The sequence below is a fragment of the Aquimarina sp. AD1 genome (assembly GCF_003443695.1).
Lineage (GTDB): Bacteria > Bacteroidota > Bacteroidia > Flavobacteriales > Flavobacteriaceae > Aquimarina > Aquimarina latercula.
Genome location: NZ_CP031966.1, coordinates 2677020 through 2693874, shown reverse-complemented (window position 1 = coordinate 2693874; position 16855 = coordinate 2677020). Strand labels below are relative to the sequence as shown.

The window sequence follows — 16855 nt, the reverse complement described above, 5'->3', positions numbered from 1 at the left end:
TAATCCATAATTTTGGCTTTTAATAGTTGTTTTTATATATGTTATTATGTGCCGTACTTTTTCTTATTGTTCTAAATTTCTTCTAACAATTTCTTCTCCAATAGCTCCGAAATATTCAGATATAATTTTTTGCCATAAAACCATTCCGTTCTCTGAATTTGAAAATAGTACTAAACCATCTTTAGAGTTTTTAAGGATTATTGCAATAGTTTTTATGCCATAATCTCCACCTGTATGCATAAATGCAGTTTCATTATTAGGTAAGTTAGTTAACATTTGCATTCCTAAACTCCAATCAATTCCTACTTTTTCGTTTGCTTGGACTTTTAGAAAATCATTATAAGTTTTTTCAGACAAACCTGCTCCGTTCAATATATACCCTAAAAATTTAGCGTAATCTTCTACTGTAGTTAATAAATTTGCCGAAGCATTTGCAACAGTATGTTTTTCGTAATTTATTGGTTTTCCGTTTTCATCGTGCTCAACCGCATATTGTTTATCATCAATCTTATCTGTCCAATAAAAATAGGTGCTATTCATTCTTAATGGATTAAATAATTTTTCTTGGGCAATTTCTTCAAAAGGGCGGTTAAACTTCTTTTCAATCGCTTTACGTAAGTACTCAAAACCTTCTCCAGAATATTGCCATTTTGATCCAGGTTTAAATTGAAATGATAATTTTTTGTTATCCGTCAAATATCGCCAATTAGGAAAACCAGATTGATGCGATAAAATATGTCTTGTAGTTAGTTTGTTTACATATTTACTATACTTTACATCTTCATCTATAAAATATTTTGAAACAGGTTTGTCCAAATTCCAAACCCCTTCATCAATTAATTTTAAAGTCACAAAAGCAGTAATGGGTTTGGTTAAAGATGCAACTTTATATATACTGTTCTTTGAAATGGATTCACCTGGTTTTTTATCCCCAAATGTTCTTATTTGTTGAATTTTTCCCTTCTTTATTAGTCCTATTGCGATGGATGGAATATTATGTTTTTTTAATAATTTCTCTATTTCTTTATCATTATCAAATAGTTTATAAGCATAATCAGCATCGAATTTAGCTCCATAATTTTTTTTGGGTGGTTTATGTTCATAACTTAAAATTCGTTTCACTTTCCATTGTCCATTTTCTAAAATCCAAGTGTGAATAAATCTACCTCGCTCGGTAGCATATAGCTTTTTATTAGGCTCTTTAATAAAAAAAACATGATCACCTGTTTGTACTGCGCCATATATTTCTCCATTATTTTTTAAAGGAAATACTTTTAATGTTTCTTTTACCAATTTTCTAATGGGTTTAAAATTAGGATTCGAGCAAATACTGCTGGTAAATGATTTATAAAAATCTTCTAAATTTGAACTACCATTTTGATCGTGAAAAAATTCTAAATCTTTATGAAGTACTTTTTTTAGAGCTAAGTAATTACATTTATTAAACCCTTCTTTAAAAATTAAGCTATCTGCTTCTTTTAACTCAATAAACAAGTTTGAATTATTTGATACTTGAGCAAAACTGTTTTTTGCTGTTAGAGTTAATACGATTACAAAAATTAGTCTGTACATTTTCATTTTAAATTTTGATTGATATTTGAAGTTTCAAATCTCCAAATACCAATCAAAAAAACAGCAAAAAGTTATCTGACAATGAGGTGACAATTATCTGACACTATTTATATGATGTTGAAATTCAGTTTAATGTATAGCTTCTTGTTTTTGTCAAGCTCTACTGCATTTCTTAAAATTATAAAGATGTTAAACAGAATGGTACAACTTAAGAATAAAATGATTTTACCATTTTCGGTAAAAAGTACGATTAAAAAAAAGAGAACTATAGAAAGAATAAACCAAAGAATTTGCAAAGAAATTATTTGCTTGGTCAGAGGATTGAATTGTTTTTTTATACCTATGATAAGTAGGGGTAAAACAATACTTCCTAGAGGGATCATAATAAGGGGTAGGGACGAAAGATTAATGTATTTTATAAGTTGATAATTGATACTCTCAGATTTAATTTGATTTTCTTTTAAATCATTTTCGTTAATTTCTAAAGCCTTGGCCAAGACTTTTAGGGTGTGTCCTTTGGGTTCAATACCTTTTTCTATTCGCTGAATCGTTCTTGTAGAAATACCCGCTTTTTCAGCTAGTTCTTCTTGAGTGAGGTTTAATTTTTCGCGATATTTTAAAAGTTTGTTCAATCTATAAAATGTTTTTTCAAATGGCACACAAAGTTGTGTACTGTTTTATTTAGATCAAAATTAATAATAAATAAAGGTATTGTTGTTCAGGTTTTATAACAATTTATAATCCCAACTTTTTCGGAGGTATTCAAACTTATGGAATATACATATCCTGTATGATCCGTTGGTAAAGGAAACTGATATTTCATTTCCCTTAGATTAACACATCACAACTCCGCTTCAAATTTGAATTTATAAAAAATTATCACGACCATGATCTGGTATTTAATAGCGTGCTAACGTTTGGATAGCGTAACTCTCCACGATACCATCGTAAAATATTTGGGCAATTCCTTTTTGCAAAGTATTTGTCTGTTTTGTTAATCAGAAGAAAACTCCATACTCTCAGCATATCCCTCCTAAAAAGTTGTCCGATCAAAAGTGAATAATTGCCTGTAACTGTTTGTATACGATTAGTCGGATTGTTTAAACAACTAAGTTAGCAAATAGAAACAGAACATAATATTTGGAAAGATTTTCAGAATTAGATCTAGATAAGTAATTAATTTTATGCTGTGTTGTTATTTTGTTGATTTTTTAAATTTAAATTATTCAACAATATCTTAACATTTTAGTTATCTATAAAGCTGTACTGTTCTAGGTTACAATTTTTATTTAGTTAGTTTTTTTAGCTTTTTTTGAGCATCTTTATTACCATCAATTTCAATAGCTTTTTGATATTGTTCTATGGCTTTTTGGTTTTCTTTTGTTTTTGAATAGAAATCACCCATTGCTACATAACTTCTAGATTCTTCTGGATAAAAATGTAGGTTAATATCCAGATAGGCTTTGGCTTTTTTGGGTAAGTCGTGTACGTCTAGCATAAAGAACCCTAAATCATTTACAAATTCCCATTTTGGTTTCATATCACGTTTAAACCGAATGCTAAGTTTATTAAAGTGAGTATAAAAAGGTTGTGTTAGCTCTTCTTTACTATATCTTTTTGGAGTATTAAAGCGCCATCTTTCTTTAAATTTATACCATTTATATACAGATCGTAAACCATTGTACATTCCCAGTGTTACAATACCTCCGTGATCTTCTTCTGGATAATATTTCCAAGATGTTTCAAGATGTTTTTGATTTTCTACCAGTATATCATGAAATTTAAGATTGGCTCTTAACCCTTCGGTGGGTTCATCATCCATTCTTCTTACTTTAACAGTATCTACTTTATAACTATTTGCTACAGCAAGATGTAAAGATTTGTTTTGATAATTGTCTTTTTTAAGTAATTTTTTAGATTGCTTTACTAGATTTTCTTTATCCCACCAAAGGCTTGGATCTATAGCCAGATAATTGTCAAAAACATCTGGGTGATTTACATAGGCATATACCGTAAAAAGTCCTGCTATAGAATGCCCTACAATGGTACTCAACTTATCTGTAGGATATTTGTTTTCGAGATATGGAGCAAGTTCGCATTGCATAAATTCTAGAAAATTAGAAGCACCGCCAGAAGTTTCGACAGAATTTCCTTGTCGTCCTATAAGAACATTTGTAGGAGTAAAATCTCTAGTGCTATCTGTATTAGTAATTCCCACAACAATAGACTTTGGAATATCAAAATCTTCTAATAGTTTTAACATGCCTGTAACGGGATAAAAATGCCTGGGAGAATTCAATACATATATTACAGGGTATTTTTTTTCTTCTTCTATTTCTTCTGGAAGATGTACCCAAATATCACGTTGTTCTTTAAGTACATGAGAATATAAAGAATCTGCTGTTCCAATAACTATTTCATTTTTTTCGTTTTTACAAAACTGGGCATTCATCTGAAAATGTATGCTTATAAGAACGAGTAATAATGATATGTTTTTCATTTATGAAGCTTTTTTGAAGAATCGTTAGTAATAAATATCACGGGATAAAAATACATTTAAAAAAGCTTCAAACCGTTAAATAATATGGGCTTGGGACGAAAGATGATTTTTCAGGTACGAAAATTATAAGGCTAGAATACTATCCTTATAATTTTTAGAAACACTAACCTCCATTTGGGTAAGGAAAATCGTGTTTTGGTTTTTCCAGGACTTAAAATGTGTTGGATTTATAAAGTGAGAACGATGCACTTGTACCAAAAAAGGGATCTCTTGATGCAACTTTTTTAATGAAGAACGAATAAGTTTTGAACTTAATTCTCCATTATCTAAATAGAAAATCTCTACATAGTTTTGGGAGCTAGATGCACTTACTAGATCTGAAGGGTATACTTTAAGAATATCTAGTTTATTATCACCTCGTATAGTGAGTAAGGCCTCTTTAGGAGGAATAAGTCTTACAACATATAGTCTAGAGAATATTAATAATGGGACTAATACAATAGATGTCTTAGCAAATAGAAAAGAAAAGAAAGAAAAGTTATAGACACTATTTATAATTGAACTTTTAGAATACTTATAGAAAACAATATTTAAAATCAAACATAAACATAGAATAGTTATAATCTCAAAAACAACATTCCATCTTACTATCTTTTTATAGATCCTGTTTTGTATAACAGCTACAATAGCGTAACACAAAAATGTAAGAAAGGAAAACCCAATTCCGAGACCTACCCAATTGGTGTTTGAAAAGAATTCAATCTCAAATGGTCTTATAAAGTAAACGAAACAGAACATCCAAATTCCTATAAATACACCAATTAATAAGTGATGTTTTATAGAGGGATTAAGTTTATTCATTTGTTAATACTATTTGAGTTTGGGACTAATTTAAGCATTTAATAAATTATATAAACGTAGTGGTGATTTGGTTGTTATTTGTAGAATGAGCAGAATTTCTTTAGCTAGTTGTTTTGATGTTAATGCTGTACAGAGGTTCTTTTCTAGTAAAATGGAAGAATGTGTTGTGTAGGCTTCTATTTGTGATTTTCATTCCGATAGTGCTCTGGAATTAGATACAACGGTTTTGTGTATGAAACGTGGAGTGTAAAAGACACTAACTTTTCGGATTAACACAGCCTTTTTTTATATTTACTTACCTCCGTTTTAGCGATTAAACCGCTATTATTTTTTATACATTGTTGTAGCCAGTTATTTTTAGTTCCGAAATAAATCATTAGGCTGAATTACATCAACTCGAATAACTTTTCCATTTTCAAAAGTAAAAATCTCAACAATATTTTGCCCTATTTTATCAGATTCATCTAGCCAAACTTTGTCATGCATAATTACTTTATTATCTATTTCAACTAGATGTTGTATTTCCGAGCGAACGTTTGGATGACTTTCAAAGTGTATAGCTCTGTTATTAATTAAGTTTTCTTTTCCGTCAACTTTTAAATCGGATTCGACATACACTTGTACTTTATCCGCAAAACCTTTCACGTATTCTTTAGCGTTTTTTTTGTTTACTGCATCTATCATTTCCTTTATGATAATACTTTGTTTTCCACTTAGCTCGTATTTCTGATTTTGTTTAGTTTCACATCCAGTGATAAATATGGAAATCAGAATTATGATTTGAATTACTCTTTTCATTTCTATTGTCTTTAACGGACTTTCTAAATATACACAAACCTTTCGGTTAAGCACTTATTAGCTATGTTTTATACACTGTGTTAGCTGTAGTTATTTTTGCTCTCAACTTTCCCAAGTTATATGGTCTAAAGTTCCATCTTTATTAATATTAACAACTAAAAGTTGATTACAAGGCTCTCCATCAATGTCAATCGAATAGTCAAAAGTTCCGAAATAAGAAGCTTGCGGATAAATACCTACTCTTATTAAGTTCAGTTGTTCCATTAAAAGACTATTTCTTGATTTTTTTCGATTTTTTATGTTAATGATTCCAGCCAATTCACTTTCGTCAAGTTCTTCAAGATAGAAATTCAAATAATCAGATGTCATACTTACGTCTTGTTCAAAATCTGATTTTATAAAAGTCCGATTTTGATTATCAAGTTCGGGTATTTTATTCACGAACTCTTGAATTTGTTCTAACTCAGATTGATTAGTCGATTTCGTCTCAAAATTGAAATCTAAATTCAGTTCTCGCTTTCCAAACTTTAGGTTCCAATTATAATAATCCTTTAAGTTCTCTAATTCAATTTCTTTAAAGTCGGGTTTTTCCAAAATTAGAATTTCCTCTTTTTCGTTTTCTGTTTCTTCTTTTTTTCTTTTAAAAAGGTCAAATATTCCCATTTTATGGTTTTTCAGAATTGAGTGAGTTAATTACAGCTAACGGTTAGGCTATGATTAGTACGGGATTAAAAAGCGATTAATTTTCAATTAAGCACTTAGCCAAAACTTTTTATTTTGTTTTATCTTTTCTGTTCTAAAGCCAAATCAAAAGATTTGGCGGACTTTATAAAAATACACTAAACTTTGAGTTAAGCACCAAAACCTGTATTAATTATAGTCAATGTTGTGTGCAATTATTTTTTTATTTCATTTTTTAAGTCCAACAATTTCAATTCTTTGTGGTAGTTCTCAATTCTTGAGTGTGCATTTCCATCAATTAATAAAATGACAATTAAAATTGAAATGGTAGTAATACTAATTGCTCTCCAAGTTGGTGTATTAATAAATAGAATTAATAATGCTGCTGCGATAATTAATATTGGAACTAATTTAAATACAAATTTAAATTGCTTTATAGTGCTTTCAGAACGTTCAATTTCTGACTGATAAAAGGCAGTTTTATCGGTATTAAAATCCTTTTCAAATTGTTTAAGTCTTTGAACATTGGTGTAGTTAGTACCACTACCAATTACTAATAGTAATATACCTGCAACTAAGGTTGGAATGATATAAGCCTTTGCTAAATCTGTTTTTCCGAATTGCCAAAATCCAACACTTGCGATTAAAAATCCAATTGCGAAGAAAATAAAGAAACGTGTTGAGAATACTTCGGCTTTTGCCCATTCGATTGCTAGTTTTATTACGTCCATAGTTTCATTTTTTAATCTTGACTAACGTCAAAAAATGACACTAAAATTCAAGTGTTTATATTTTTCAAAATTATCATTTTTAACTCATTTTTGCTATCCGTTTTTACATTAGCTTAAGGAATTAATAAGCTCTGTATAAATAGATATTTTAAAATTCCACATCTATTTTGAAAGTGTCCTGACGTGGGGAATTACAGCTAACGGTGAGTATATGCAGTCGTGCGAGCTAAAATTCACGGAATTTCTGATAGAGCACGAGCGCATATTTTTTTGTTTAGCGCTAATTTAACTCAAAATTCGATACATCAAAATAATATGCGTGGGATACCAAAAATAAACCAAACCTTAATTCAGAACAGCTAAACAAGCATGATGTATATATAGTGTTACAAACTGTTTTTTTGATATGATTTACTTTTAAGATACTCTTCAATTAATAAAAGTATTTCATACATCAGATTTTCTATAAGTAATGAGAATTCTTCAATATCTTTTTTATTTACTTTTATTGAGTTTTCTCCATGAGCAATTTTATTTCTAAATAGTAGTAGTCTATCTAAAGGTCTTTCATATTTCTTATTAAGAAAATTAATATTAAATCGTTCTAATATTTTGTTTGTTACCTTATAATTTATATTCGATTCGGTAGGTATTCCTTGTTGAATTACTAAAATAGAGTTGTATGTTTTTAATGTAGACTCTACTAGCTTAATTTTTTTGTCGAAATGTTTTCTTTCATTGCCTAAGTGATATTCATTCTCAATAGCATGCGTTAAAACATTTATGTGAGCCAATGACGATTCTATTTTTAAATTATTCAGATATGTTGTTAATAATTGACAACAATTTTTAATAAAACCTTCCCAGAGAGCATATAAAGATGGAACTGAATATAAGGTTAATGTTTTTTTATGCTGATCTAGTAAATTATACCTTAGAGGTATTGTCTTAATATTAGATATCTCTGATATACGCCAACTTATATCCGATTGAATTTCGCCTAGCAGTAAGTACATCTATTCGTTTTCAAATAAAAGGTTTGCAACCTTTAATCTTTTATATATCCTACTTTTACTATGTGCACCTGACCCAGAAGCTTTTCTAAATTCAAGATCATTTTTAAGTTGATCAATTTTACTCAATAAATAATTTGTGTCTCTAATCTCAAATTTTGATATATTTTGTGCTATACCAATAGTTATTCCATCATAAAGACTTGTAGAAAGGACATTGTTTGACCCTCTAAAAACTTCTTTGCCAAGGGGCTTAAGTAAATTTATTGTGCGATTAAATATATCTTTAAATAATTCTATTTTTTGAGGTTGTGAAACTATAGTTTTCATAAATGATGTCATATGCTCGGATATAGTTTCTTTTACGTTCTCTCCGTTATTATATAAAGAGCAAAACCTTAGGACTAGTTCATCAAGGTACAATTCTTCTATTTGTTTTTCCGTAGGTCCAATTAAGTCAATAAATACAGGCTTTTTCGATTCACTACTTAAAAAGGTGTTAAATTCACTAGAAACTCCTCTGAAAATACAATTTCTGATTTCTTGATCAGTCAATCTAGCTCCTCCAGTATTTAATCTATTAAAGAGCTCATATCTCATATCATATTTACTATTCCATTTTACAATTTCAATTCTACAAACAGAACGTTTAATATTTAGTTGAAGTTTTAATGGTAAATCCTTACACGAATAATTGTCTAATTCAGGAATCAAGTCTCCATTTTTTAAAATCCAACTATTCTTTTCAGGAAGTTTTTTTAATAGACCAAAAAAAGAGAAAACAGTAGAAATTCTTTGTAAGCCATCAACTAATTCCCAACGCCCATCTTTATCCTCAGCAACAAAGATTGGAGGGATTGGAATACCAAGTAAAAGTGATTCAATGAATCGAGTTTGCTGAAAATTTGTCCATCTAAATAATCGTTGAAATATTGGATCAATAATTATTTCGTTTCTTTCGTACATACTCATGATTTCCCCAAAAGACATATCCAAACGATCAGTACTAAGACTATTTTTAGTGTTTTCTAATTTTTTTAACAAACTCTCATCTTTGTTCATAGCTTTTTTAGATTATTTTTTTAATAGTTTGTAACATGCGTGTATAGTTATTGCATATAGTACCGTTTGTAATTACTTGTAAGCGTTTACAAATGTATTATACCTCGTTAACTTTACAGGCATTTTTGTTTTATGGATCTAAAAATAGTGTAAAATTCCCCACAAAACAAAACCACATATGAATTCATATGTGGTCTAAGTACATTGTTATGTAGTATTCCTTATTCTTCGTAGATATCAAATTCTGCAGCTATAGCTTTCATAAGTTCAGCATCTTCAAAATCACTATCAGACATCTTTGATAGCTTTTCTAGATATAAATCAAATTGACCATTTTTAAATATACTAAGCATTTTTCCACCTTCTGCACAACCTGCAGCGTGCCATACGTTTGGTGGCACAGTAACCGTGTCTCCTGGTTTTGCGATAATCGTTTCATCATCAAAAATTAGTTCTACTTCTCCTTCTAATATATAAAATACTTCGGTCATGATTTTATGATGATGTCTAGCTAGATAGAATCCAGGTTTTAAGGTGTCCTCTACAAAACATAACTCTCCTTGTGTGCTATCAGAAGAAAGTTTGATAAAGCAATGATCCTGAGAATAATTGTAGTTGTCACCTTGTCCGTTTCTAATAATCTCTTTTTCTTTCATTTATATATATATATATTAATTAAACCAAATTCTCTTTAACGTGTTTTCTTTTTTCTGTATCAAGTGCAATACAAATCCAGAAATATGAAATAATAATAAAAGGAATATCATTTTGGCCATTATGTGATGCGATAACATAATGGGATGAAAACCATCTACACTTATTTCTGGTAAATCTTGCCAATTACTAGATTGTAATGAGTGAATAATTCCTTCTAAAAAAAGAGATGTTAATCCAGACACGCACATCCAGATGATACTAATATAGAAACCATAGTAAACGCATTTTCTAACCCTTTCTCTTACAGATTTTTTAGGGTATAAATTCTTAGGTTTCCTATCTGTACATAAAGCAATGACCCTAATGATCGTTACTAGAAATACTAAACCCCCTAATGAGAAGTGTATTTGGTACAGTATAAATTTACGCTCACTGACAGCTTGATGCTCCATATTAATTCCTGTATAGATTAATCCAAAAATAAGTACTGTAGAAACCCAATGAATCCAAATAGTACGTTTGCTATATGTTATAGATGGCTGTTGCATTGTAATTATAGCACGCTAATTAAGAATACCTTGCCATTATATAGAGGTTGTAATCTGTATTTTGGTTGTTGCCTAATAACGTCTAAAAACTGTTGCGTTTCTTTCATATTGGCGTTGTCTACATAAATGGTAGTGTTGGTATGAAAATTGGATTCTAGCATTTTAAACAATGGGAGATACACATCTTTCCAACCATCTAAAAACAATAGATCTATAGGTGTCTTATGATTTTCTAAAGTTTTCATAGCATCCCCAATTCTTAGATCAATAAGATTGTCTACTCCTGCTTTTTTGAACGTTTCTTTTGCTTTATTAGCTTTAGAGGTAATTAGCTCAGTTGTGATAATGTGCCCATTAGTTTCTATCACGCCTAAGGCTAAGTATAAGGTTGATATCCCGAATGAGGTTCCAAATTCGACAATGTTTTTATACTTATTTTGTATAATTAATTTTGTAAGATCTTCTCCTTGTTCTTTAGATATCGAAAGATATACATCTTTAAAATCTTCTGGCTTTAATGGACGGACTACACTTTTAGAAACAGCCTTAATCATTTTAAAAAAATCACCTTTAGAATCACGAAACAATTCGTCTATAATCTTGTTGGTTTTTTCTTTGCTCATTGTATTTTTCTTATATATAAAATTTGATTAAAAGAATAAGACTGCTTTTTTTAGAGAGAACTGTATGTACCCATTGATAGTACATACAGTTAGTTAAGTGTATGTTCTAAATTAATTTAGTGTTATAGTAAAACTAGTTCCTGGATTAAAATTAAATCCTGCTCCAATTTCTACTACTAGAACACTATTAGAATCGATTCTAAGAGTAACATAATCGTTATCAGAAGTAAATCCAGATACATTTTGCGGTTCATCGAATGTAAAATAATATCGATCAAAAGTTCCTGTTTCTAATGTTCTAAATAAATCTCCATAGGTTGCATCTCCAGTTTGTGCAACCAATTCAAAAGAAATGGTGTTTTGATCAATGTCTATATCATATAAACCTAGCAAGTAAGCAGGAAATTCAACAGCATTTTCAATAGTTGCTGTTACTTCTAATGATCCTGCTGGTTGCATGAATAAATCTTCTATGGCAGTTTCAACCCCACTTGTAATGGTAGTTGATTGAAATGTATTAGCTACAGTTACACTGACTCCGGATGTTATTGGAAGAGTAGTGTTATCATCATCACTATCGCAAGAGGTAAATGAACTTAATGCCAAGGATAGTATTAGGTAGCAACTAATTGATTTTAGAGTTTTCATAGTAAGGGTTTTAAAAAAGTTTACGTTCGTTTTAAAATAAATTGTGTGTCCTGGAGATTGTTTAGAACTTTCCATTCTCATTCTTCCATTCGGATTTAGGCGGAATTGTTGTAATTACATCCCAATGCTCTACGATCAATCCATTTTCTAGCCTAAATAGATCATAAAACGCAGTTTGATCTCCTTTGCCAAATTTTCCTTCGCTTAGTGTAAGAACAAAGTTTCCTTGTCCCAAGACTTTGTGCAGTGCTGTATATTCCATAACCAAACCATTCTTGGCAAAGTATTTCATAGCCTCTCCAAAGCCTTCTAATCCATCTGCTACAGCAGGATTGTGTTGCACATATTTTTTGGGATTTATATAATTAGTGATCTTATCCATTTCGCCGTTTAGAAGTATTTTTTCAATAAAATCTTTTACTTTGGCTTTGTTTACTAATGTTTTATCTAAATCGGTAATTTTAGTAGCTCCGTCGAATTGGGTGTGTCCACTTGGATTTGGTTTTTGTACTTCTAATAGGTTATCCCAATGTTCTACAATTTTTCCATTCTCGAAACGGAAAACGTCAAACCCGGCTTTTGGCCCAAAAAAGTCATATTCTGTATGCGTAAATACATAATCTCCGTCTTCGAAAGCTCGTACTACATTTGCTTTAAATCCGCCTTCTGGGGCATTTTTCATTACTTCGCCAAAACCTGCTAATCCATCTCCAACGTCTAAGTTGTGTTGAATGTATTTTTGTGGATTGATATATGAAATTGGAGTTTGATCACCTGTGTTAAAACTATTTAGCAATGCAACTACTTTTTCTTTTTTGGTTACGTGTGCTGGTAAAGATTCATAGCGTCCCATGAACATGCTAGACTGATCCATTTTTGCCATAAATTCCTTTGCTGTTGGATTTGCCATAAAACCATTTAAAGAAGCATCAGAAGCGGTTTTGTTGGTCCAGTAAACAGCAACTGCTTGTGTACCTTTTTCATTTACACCGGTAAGTCTTTGTAAGAACCCATCTCTTTTTCCGGTAAAATCAGTTTCTACCTTTTGATTAAGTTTATGGAATTTTTCTAAATCTGTATCTGGTTTTAAATCAAATGTCATTACCTCTACAAATTCACTTTGGTTTGCATTAAATACTTTATCCATGCTATAACGCTCCATCTTCATGGTAGCGCCATTGATCATTTGTGCATAATCTGCAACGGATGTATCGCTCATAAACTTATTCATAGATGCTTCTGCATTTGCGATACTCTCCCAATATACAATTACGACATACGCTCCGTTTTCATCAATAGCACTTTGTCTTTTTATAAAACCTGGTTGTTTGCTTGTAAAGTCTTTTTCTATAAGTTGATCTCTGGTTTTAAATGCTATTGGGTCTACATTTTCATTGATATTGAAAGTAGTTACCTCCATAATGGTTTTACTTTCTTTTGATGTTTCTTTGGTTTTAGCACAATGACTTAGAGATAAAGTCATTAAAACGAGGGTAAGTTTGATTGCGTGTTTCATTTTACTGTATTTGATAATAATAGAAATTGTATTATCAAAAGTAGTTCAGTATCAAAACAATAAAGTGGTTGATATTATCCCAATTAGTGTCAAAATAGGAAAATATTACTGATGCGATCGTCTAAAGGCTTCTGGAGAGCTTCCTACAAATTTTTTAAAATATTTAAAAAAATTGGCTGGATCGTCGAACCCAGATGTATATGCTATTTCCTTAACCGATTCGTTTGTACCAATAAGTAATCTTTTTATTTGCGTAATGGCGATCTCATCAATAAAATTTTTGGCAGGTTTATTAATTATTGCTTGTACAATATTGTTCAGTGTTTTGGTAGAACAGCCCATGTTTTGAGCATAATACATCACTTTTTTATTGGCAAAGCAATTTTTTTCTACCATATCCTGAAGCAATAAGAATTCCGTTAAATATTTCTTTTTGTTTGGCAATTGTCCATTGTTAAATTTGATACGGAATAATTTGGTAATTAGTATGTGTAATGCGCTACGGGTGATACTAATGGAGTATTCATCTTTTAATTTATACTCGGATACTATTTGTTCCATTAAAGAGTAAAAATCGGAAAATTCATGTTCTTTTACCTGCAACTCAATCTTAGGAAAGCTTATTAATTCATTAAATAATTGAAATGATTTCAGAGCCTCTAACTTATTGATGTGGCTAACTATAAACTCTTCAGTAAAGATTAGTAAATACCCTTTTGCAGTAGCGCTTTTAGAAAATTTTTGAATTTGATCTTTTCTAACTAATAGAACAGAACCTTTTTGGTATTTATAATCTACAAAATCAATAGTATGATATCCATTTCCTTCTGTGATAAAAATGATAATATAAAATTTTACAATATGGTTTTTACATATATCGTGATCTAATTTTCTGTTTAGTAATTCTTCAAGTTGTACAACCTCGAAGTATGATTTAGGATTGGTTTTATTGTCAAATTTTATATGTTTAATTTTTTCTTTCACTGAGATGCGTACTTGGAATTTATATGGAACTAAGTTCTTGTTTTAGGTTGCTTTAATAAGAATTAATATTCTTTTTCGAAATAATCCCATAGTTCATTTCCTAATTTTTCTCCAAACATGGAATTAGTAAATACTACATATCCCCATTTTTTTTCGACATCCATCATGTACCAACATGTAAAACCATCATTAGATCCACCATGAAAATAAGTATTGTGATGAGGGGAATCCGCTGTGATAAATCCTAAACTATAATAAACATTAACTCCGGTAGATAATGTTGTTATTTTAGAATGATGTTTAAATAGTTCTTTGTAACTAGTTTCGGATAAGATTTTCTTATTCATAACACCAATCATCCATTTAGAAAAATCAATAGGTTCGGAACGAATAGATGAAGAAGAAACGAATATGCCTTTGTCCTTTTTGTACCAATACTCATTTTTCCAATCGATCCAATTACCTTCTTTATCATAAGGTTCTGCTTTATGTTTTAGGGCGTAAGAATCTTCAATAAAAGTAGTATGTTCTAATCCTAGAGGTTTTGCTATTTCTTTCTGAAAATAAGTTTCTAAACCATTCCAATCAGTTCCTAAGATATGTTTTAAGACCATTGCTAAATATTGATATCCTTCTCCAGAATATTCGTAATCTGTATCAGGATCAAATTTGATTTTTAGTTTTTTGTCATCTTCATTTTCTCTCCAATTAGGAAATCCAGACCGATGACTCAAAATCATTCTGGCGGTTATTTTTTTATAACGCTCATCGTATGTAATATCCTCGTAAGGTAGGTATTCATACATAGGTTTATCCAGATCTAGTTTTCCATCTTCTACAAACTTCATTACAAATGTTGAAAAAACCGATTTAGACATAGAGGCTCCTTCAAAAATTGTTTTGACGGTAACCGGTAGTTTTTTTTCGAGATTGGCGTACCCTAATGTTTTATGATAAACAACGTTACTATTATTTATTACCGCTATAGAAAGCCCAGGAATATGTAAAGAATCCATACGTGTCTTAAGGAACGTATTAATGGAATCAGGCGAAATATCAAAACCCTTTAGATTTTGGATTTTATTTTGCGCATAACAATTAGTTAATAAGTTGATTAACAATAGTAAGATGGATTGTTTTAGCAGGTTTCTTTTCATTGGTTTTAAGTTTCGCGAACTATACGGGATAAGATTTTTTAGATGTAAGTGTTACAAATTGTCTTTTTGGTTATCCTTAATGTAAAGATACATCTTTTGATATCTAAAATGTATCTGTAATTAGAAGGGCTTTGCAATATGAAAACGCAAGAATATTTTATCAAAAAGATTGATCGATTTAGAGATGAACTTTATTCAGAAATAAACGAATTCGCTTCTATATATCTAAAATATGATGATAAACGTTTAATTTATCCAAAAACAAATTCTGAAATAGGATTTTGCAATATAGCTTCTGAAAAAATTGAAACTCAAGAAATACAGGACATTTTAATTGATGAAAAAGGGATTTGCATTTACCCAAAATCGGATGCCTTTTTATCATATGATTTAATGGACGTGGTTAATATTTATGATTTAATGATTTTAAGATCGGTTGTTGAAAATGACGGACCTAGGCAAAATGTATACTTAGAAATACGAGAATTGATAGGTAATCAAAAGTTTTCTTTTACCGTTGGAGAGGGAAAGATTCAGTTTTTTCTTAAATCTTCTGAAGCATTTGCACTTGATAAAATAAAAAATATAATTATTAATAAGTTTGAAGTTTTTATCTACCCGCAATCAAGTGATTTTGATCCCTTTTCTTTGTCTGATGTTATAAGTGAAAATGATCTAAAAGTTTTGAAAACTATTATTGAAAAAGAGCTAAAACAAAACACTTAAAAAAACAACTAGTATTATAAAGCTTTTGTTTTAGCTATTTAGTTTAAATAGTTTATTAGAGAGGGTTGTACTCTTTAGCCTTCCAATTTTTATTATCTAAATCCAAGTACTGATAATGTATGATATCTGTTTTGTCAAATTCGCCATCCTTATTAATGTCTTCAACAGTTTTAAAATACAATCTATTTTTGGATACTAATATTTTCCAATTGACTAATTCTTGATAATCTGGGGTTATCTTAGTAAAATTTGACCCATCGATATTGCTGATGTATAAAGATTTTAAATCTTGATAATCTAGAATTTGATCTTGATTAGTGTCTTTATCTATCACCTTGTACAGTAAATATTTTGATTTAGTTCGATCAAACACTTCCTTTAGAAAAGTTACCGATTGAATATTAATTGTCTCTTCTGTTAGTGGAACTAGTTTTTCAGAATCGATATGTTGAAACTTTAAATTTGTTAAGTTTCCAGTAATCTGATATTTAGATTGATTGGATACAGAAAAATTGGTATTCTTATAATCCGAAGATCTGTAAGATGTTTTAGACCAAGATTTGCTAATTTTTAAAAAACCAATCGGGTGTATTAAATAATCTGTACTATCCATCTGAATCGGCAGATCCGCAGCCTCGATTAAGGTAGTATCTTTTTTTAATTCTGTTGTTTCTTTGTTTTTACCGCTGTTATCATATACTATTTTTGGCTTTTTATCATCAGTACAACTTGCTAGTACACAAATTAAAAGTATAAGTATTAAACTATTTTTTATCAT

18 protein-coding genes are annotated in these 16855 nt (G+C 30.0%); 1 reads left to right on the top strand and 17 read right to left on the bottom strand.

From position 1 onward, the window contains the following. Nucleotides 1–63 precede the first annotated feature (63 nt). From D1815_RS11980 to D1815_RS11905, 16 genes are all read right to left on the bottom strand, one after another. The gene (locus D1815_RS11980; RefSeq protein WP_162897361.1) at nucleotides 64–1572 is read right to left on the bottom strand and encodes a serine hydrolase; all 1509 of its coding nucleotides are present in this window, start codon (nucleotides 1570–1572) and stop codon (nucleotides 64–66) included. 107 nt (nucleotides 1573–1679) lie between these two features. Beyond that, on the bottom strand, nucleotides 1680–2231 hold the full coding sequence (locus D1815_RS11975; protein WP_240337552.1) for a helix-turn-helix domain-containing protein: 552 nt from the start codon (nucleotides 2229–2231) through the stop codon (nucleotides 1680–1682). A 626-nt stretch (nucleotides 2232–2857) separates the two neighbouring features. Continuing rightward, nucleotides 2858–4072 (bottom strand): alpha/beta hydrolase-fold protein, encoded by a 1215-nt coding sequence (locus D1815_RS11970; protein WP_118387184.1) that lies wholly within the window; start codon nucleotides 4070–4072, stop codon nucleotides 2858–2860. A 123-nt stretch (nucleotides 4073–4195) separates the two neighbouring features. Further along, a complete protein-coding gene (locus D1815_RS11965; protein WP_118387182.1) occupies nucleotides 4196–4933 on the bottom strand; it encodes a LytTR family DNA-binding domain-containing protein in 738 nt (245 codons plus the stop codon). 357 nt (nucleotides 4934–5290) lie between these two features. Beyond that, complete coding sequence (locus D1815_RS11960; protein ID WP_120650534.1) at nucleotides 5291–5731, bottom strand: hypothetical protein; 441 nt, start codon at nucleotides 5729–5731, stop codon at nucleotides 5291–5293. A gap of 102 nt (nucleotides 5732–5833) precedes the next feature. Beyond that, nucleotides 5834–6394, bottom strand: coding sequence for a DUF2004 domain-containing protein (locus tag D1815_RS11955; protein ID WP_118387178.1), 561 nt, complete (start codon nucleotides 6392–6394; stop codon nucleotides 5834–5836). Between the two features lie 233 nt (nucleotides 6395–6627). Next, nucleotides 6628–7143, bottom strand: coding sequence for a hypothetical protein (locus tag D1815_RS11950; RefSeq protein ID WP_118387176.1), 516 nt, complete (start codon nucleotides 7141–7143; stop codon nucleotides 6628–6630). Between the two features lie 386 nt (nucleotides 7144–7529). Further along, the gene (locus tag D1815_RS11945; protein WP_118387174.1) at nucleotides 7530–8159 is read right to left on the bottom strand and encodes an MAE_28990/MAE_18760 family HEPN-like nuclease; all 630 of its coding nucleotides are present in this window, start codon (nucleotides 8157–8159) and stop codon (nucleotides 7530–7532) included. After that, nucleotides 8160–9218, bottom strand: a complete 1059-nt coding sequence (locus D1815_RS11940) for a DUF262 domain-containing protein (RefSeq protein ID WP_118387172.1) — start codon at nucleotides 9216–9218, stop codon at nucleotides 8160–8162. A 221-nt stretch (nucleotides 9219–9439) separates the two neighbouring features. Then, nucleotides 9440–9874, bottom strand: coding sequence for a cupin domain-containing protein (locus D1815_RS11935; RefSeq protein WP_027392581.1), 435 nt, complete (start codon nucleotides 9872–9874; stop codon nucleotides 9440–9442). 15 nt (nucleotides 9875–9889) lie between these two features. Next, nucleotides 9890–10423 (bottom strand): cytochrome b/b6 domain-containing protein, encoded by a 534-nt coding sequence (locus D1815_RS11930; RefSeq protein ID WP_118387170.1) that lies wholly within the window; start codon nucleotides 10421–10423, stop codon nucleotides 9890–9892. 5 nt (nucleotides 10424–10428) lie between these two features. Then, nucleotides 10429–11046, bottom strand: a complete 618-nt coding sequence (locus D1815_RS11925; protein WP_118387168.1) for an O-methyltransferase — start codon at nucleotides 11044–11046, stop codon at nucleotides 10429–10431. A 111-nt stretch (nucleotides 11047–11157) separates the two neighbouring features. Further along, the gene (locus D1815_RS11920; protein ID WP_147404303.1) at nucleotides 11158–11694 is read right to left on the bottom strand and encodes a hypothetical protein; all 537 of its coding nucleotides are present in this window, start codon (nucleotides 11692–11694) and stop codon (nucleotides 11158–11160) included. 61 nt (nucleotides 11695–11755) lie between these two features. Then, nucleotides 11756–13210 (bottom strand): nuclear transport factor 2 family protein, encoded by a 1455-nt coding sequence (locus D1815_RS23930; protein WP_233557631.1) that lies wholly within the window; start codon nucleotides 13208–13210, stop codon nucleotides 11756–11758. A gap of 105 nt (nucleotides 13211–13315) precedes the next feature. Next, the gene (locus D1815_RS11910; protein ID WP_027392576.1) at nucleotides 13316–14194 is read right to left on the bottom strand and encodes an AraC family transcriptional regulator; all 879 of its coding nucleotides are present in this window, start codon (nucleotides 14192–14194) and stop codon (nucleotides 13316–13318) included. A gap of 62 nt (nucleotides 14195–14256) precedes the next feature. Continuing rightward, the gene (locus tag D1815_RS11905) at nucleotides 14257–15351 is read right to left on the bottom strand and encodes a serine hydrolase (RefSeq protein WP_118387164.1); all 1095 of its coding nucleotides are present in this window, start codon (nucleotides 15349–15351) and stop codon (nucleotides 14257–14259) included. 138 nt (nucleotides 15352–15489) lie between these two features. Here D1815_RS11905 and D1815_RS11900 point away from each other — a divergent pair, with 138 nt between their 5' ends. Continuing rightward, on the top strand, nucleotides 15490–16077 hold the full coding sequence (locus D1815_RS11900) for a hypothetical protein (RefSeq protein WP_118387162.1): 588 nt from the start codon (nucleotides 15490–15492) through the stop codon (nucleotides 16075–16077). A 55-nt stretch (nucleotides 16078–16132) separates the two neighbouring features. On the opposite strand, the gene D1815_RS11895 is transcribed toward D1815_RS11900, so the two are convergent. Further along, nucleotides 16133–16855: a hypothetical protein gene (locus D1815_RS11895; RefSeq protein WP_118387160.1), complete on the bottom strand. Its 723-nt coding sequence runs from the start codon at nucleotides 16853–16855 to the stop codon at nucleotides 16133–16135.

What these genes read in the sequence shown, in the direction of transcription:
- D1815_RS11900 (WP_118387162.1), top strand. Translation starts at nt 15,490, where the DNA reads ATGAAAACGCAAGAATATTTTATCAAAAAGATTGATCGATTTAGAGAT.
- D1815_RS11905 (WP_118387164.1), bottom strand. Translation starts at nt 15,351, where the DNA reads ATGAAAAGAAACCTGCTAAAACAATCCATCTTACTATTGTTAATCAAC.
- D1815_RS23930 (WP_233557631.1), bottom strand. Translation starts at nt 13,210, where the DNA reads ATGAAACACGCAATCAAACTTACCCTCGTTTTAATGACTTTATCTCTA.
- D1815_RS11945 (WP_118387174.1), bottom strand. Translation starts at nt 8,159, where the DNA reads ATGTACTTACTGCTAGGCGAAATTCAATCGGATATAAGTTGGCGTATA.
- D1815_RS11920 (WP_147404303.1), bottom strand. Translation starts at nt 11,694, where the DNA reads ATGAAAACTCTAAAATCAATTAGTTGCTACCTAATACTATCCTTGGCA.
- D1815_RS11960 (WP_120650534.1), bottom strand. Translation starts at nt 5,731, where the DNA reads ATGAAAAGAGTAATTCAAATCATAATTCTGATTTCCATATTTATCACT.
- D1815_RS11930 (WP_118387170.1), bottom strand. Translation starts at nt 10,423, where the DNA reads ATGCAACAGCCATCTATAACATATAGCAAACGTACTATTTGGATTCAT.
- D1815_RS11965 (WP_118387182.1), bottom strand. Translation starts at nt 4,933, where the DNA reads ATGAATAAACTTAATCCCTCTATAAAACATCACTTATTAATTGGTGTA.
- D1815_RS11935 (WP_027392581.1), bottom strand. Translation starts at nt 9,874, where the DNA reads ATGAAAGAAAAAGAGATTATTAGAAACGGACAAGGTGACAACTACAAT.
- D1815_RS11970 (WP_118387184.1), bottom strand. Translation starts at nt 4,072, where the DNA reads ATGAAAAACATATCATTATTACTCGTTCTTATAAGCATACATTTTCAG.
- D1815_RS11980 (WP_162897361.1), bottom strand. Translation starts at nt 1,572, where the DNA reads ATGTACAGACTAATTTTTGTAATCGTATTAACTCTAACAGCAAAAAAC.
- D1815_RS11925 (WP_118387168.1), bottom strand. Translation starts at nt 11,046, where the DNA reads ATGAGCAAAGAAAAAACCAACAAGATTATAGACGAATTGTTTCGTGAT.
- D1815_RS11895 (WP_118387160.1), bottom strand. Translation starts at nt 16,855, where the DNA reads ATGATAAAAAATAGTTTAATACTTATACTTTTAATTTGTGTACTAGCA.
- D1815_RS11950 (WP_118387176.1), bottom strand. Translation starts at nt 7,143, where the DNA reads ATGGACGTAATAAAACTAGCAATCGAATGGGCAAAAGCCGAAGTATTC.
- D1815_RS11955 (WP_118387178.1), bottom strand. Translation starts at nt 6,394, where the DNA reads ATGGGAATATTTGACCTTTTTAAAAGAAAAAAAGAAGAAACAGAAAAC.
- D1815_RS11940 (WP_118387172.1), bottom strand. Translation starts at nt 9,218, where the DNA reads ATGAACAAAGATGAGAGTTTGTTAAAAAAATTAGAAAACACTAAAAAT.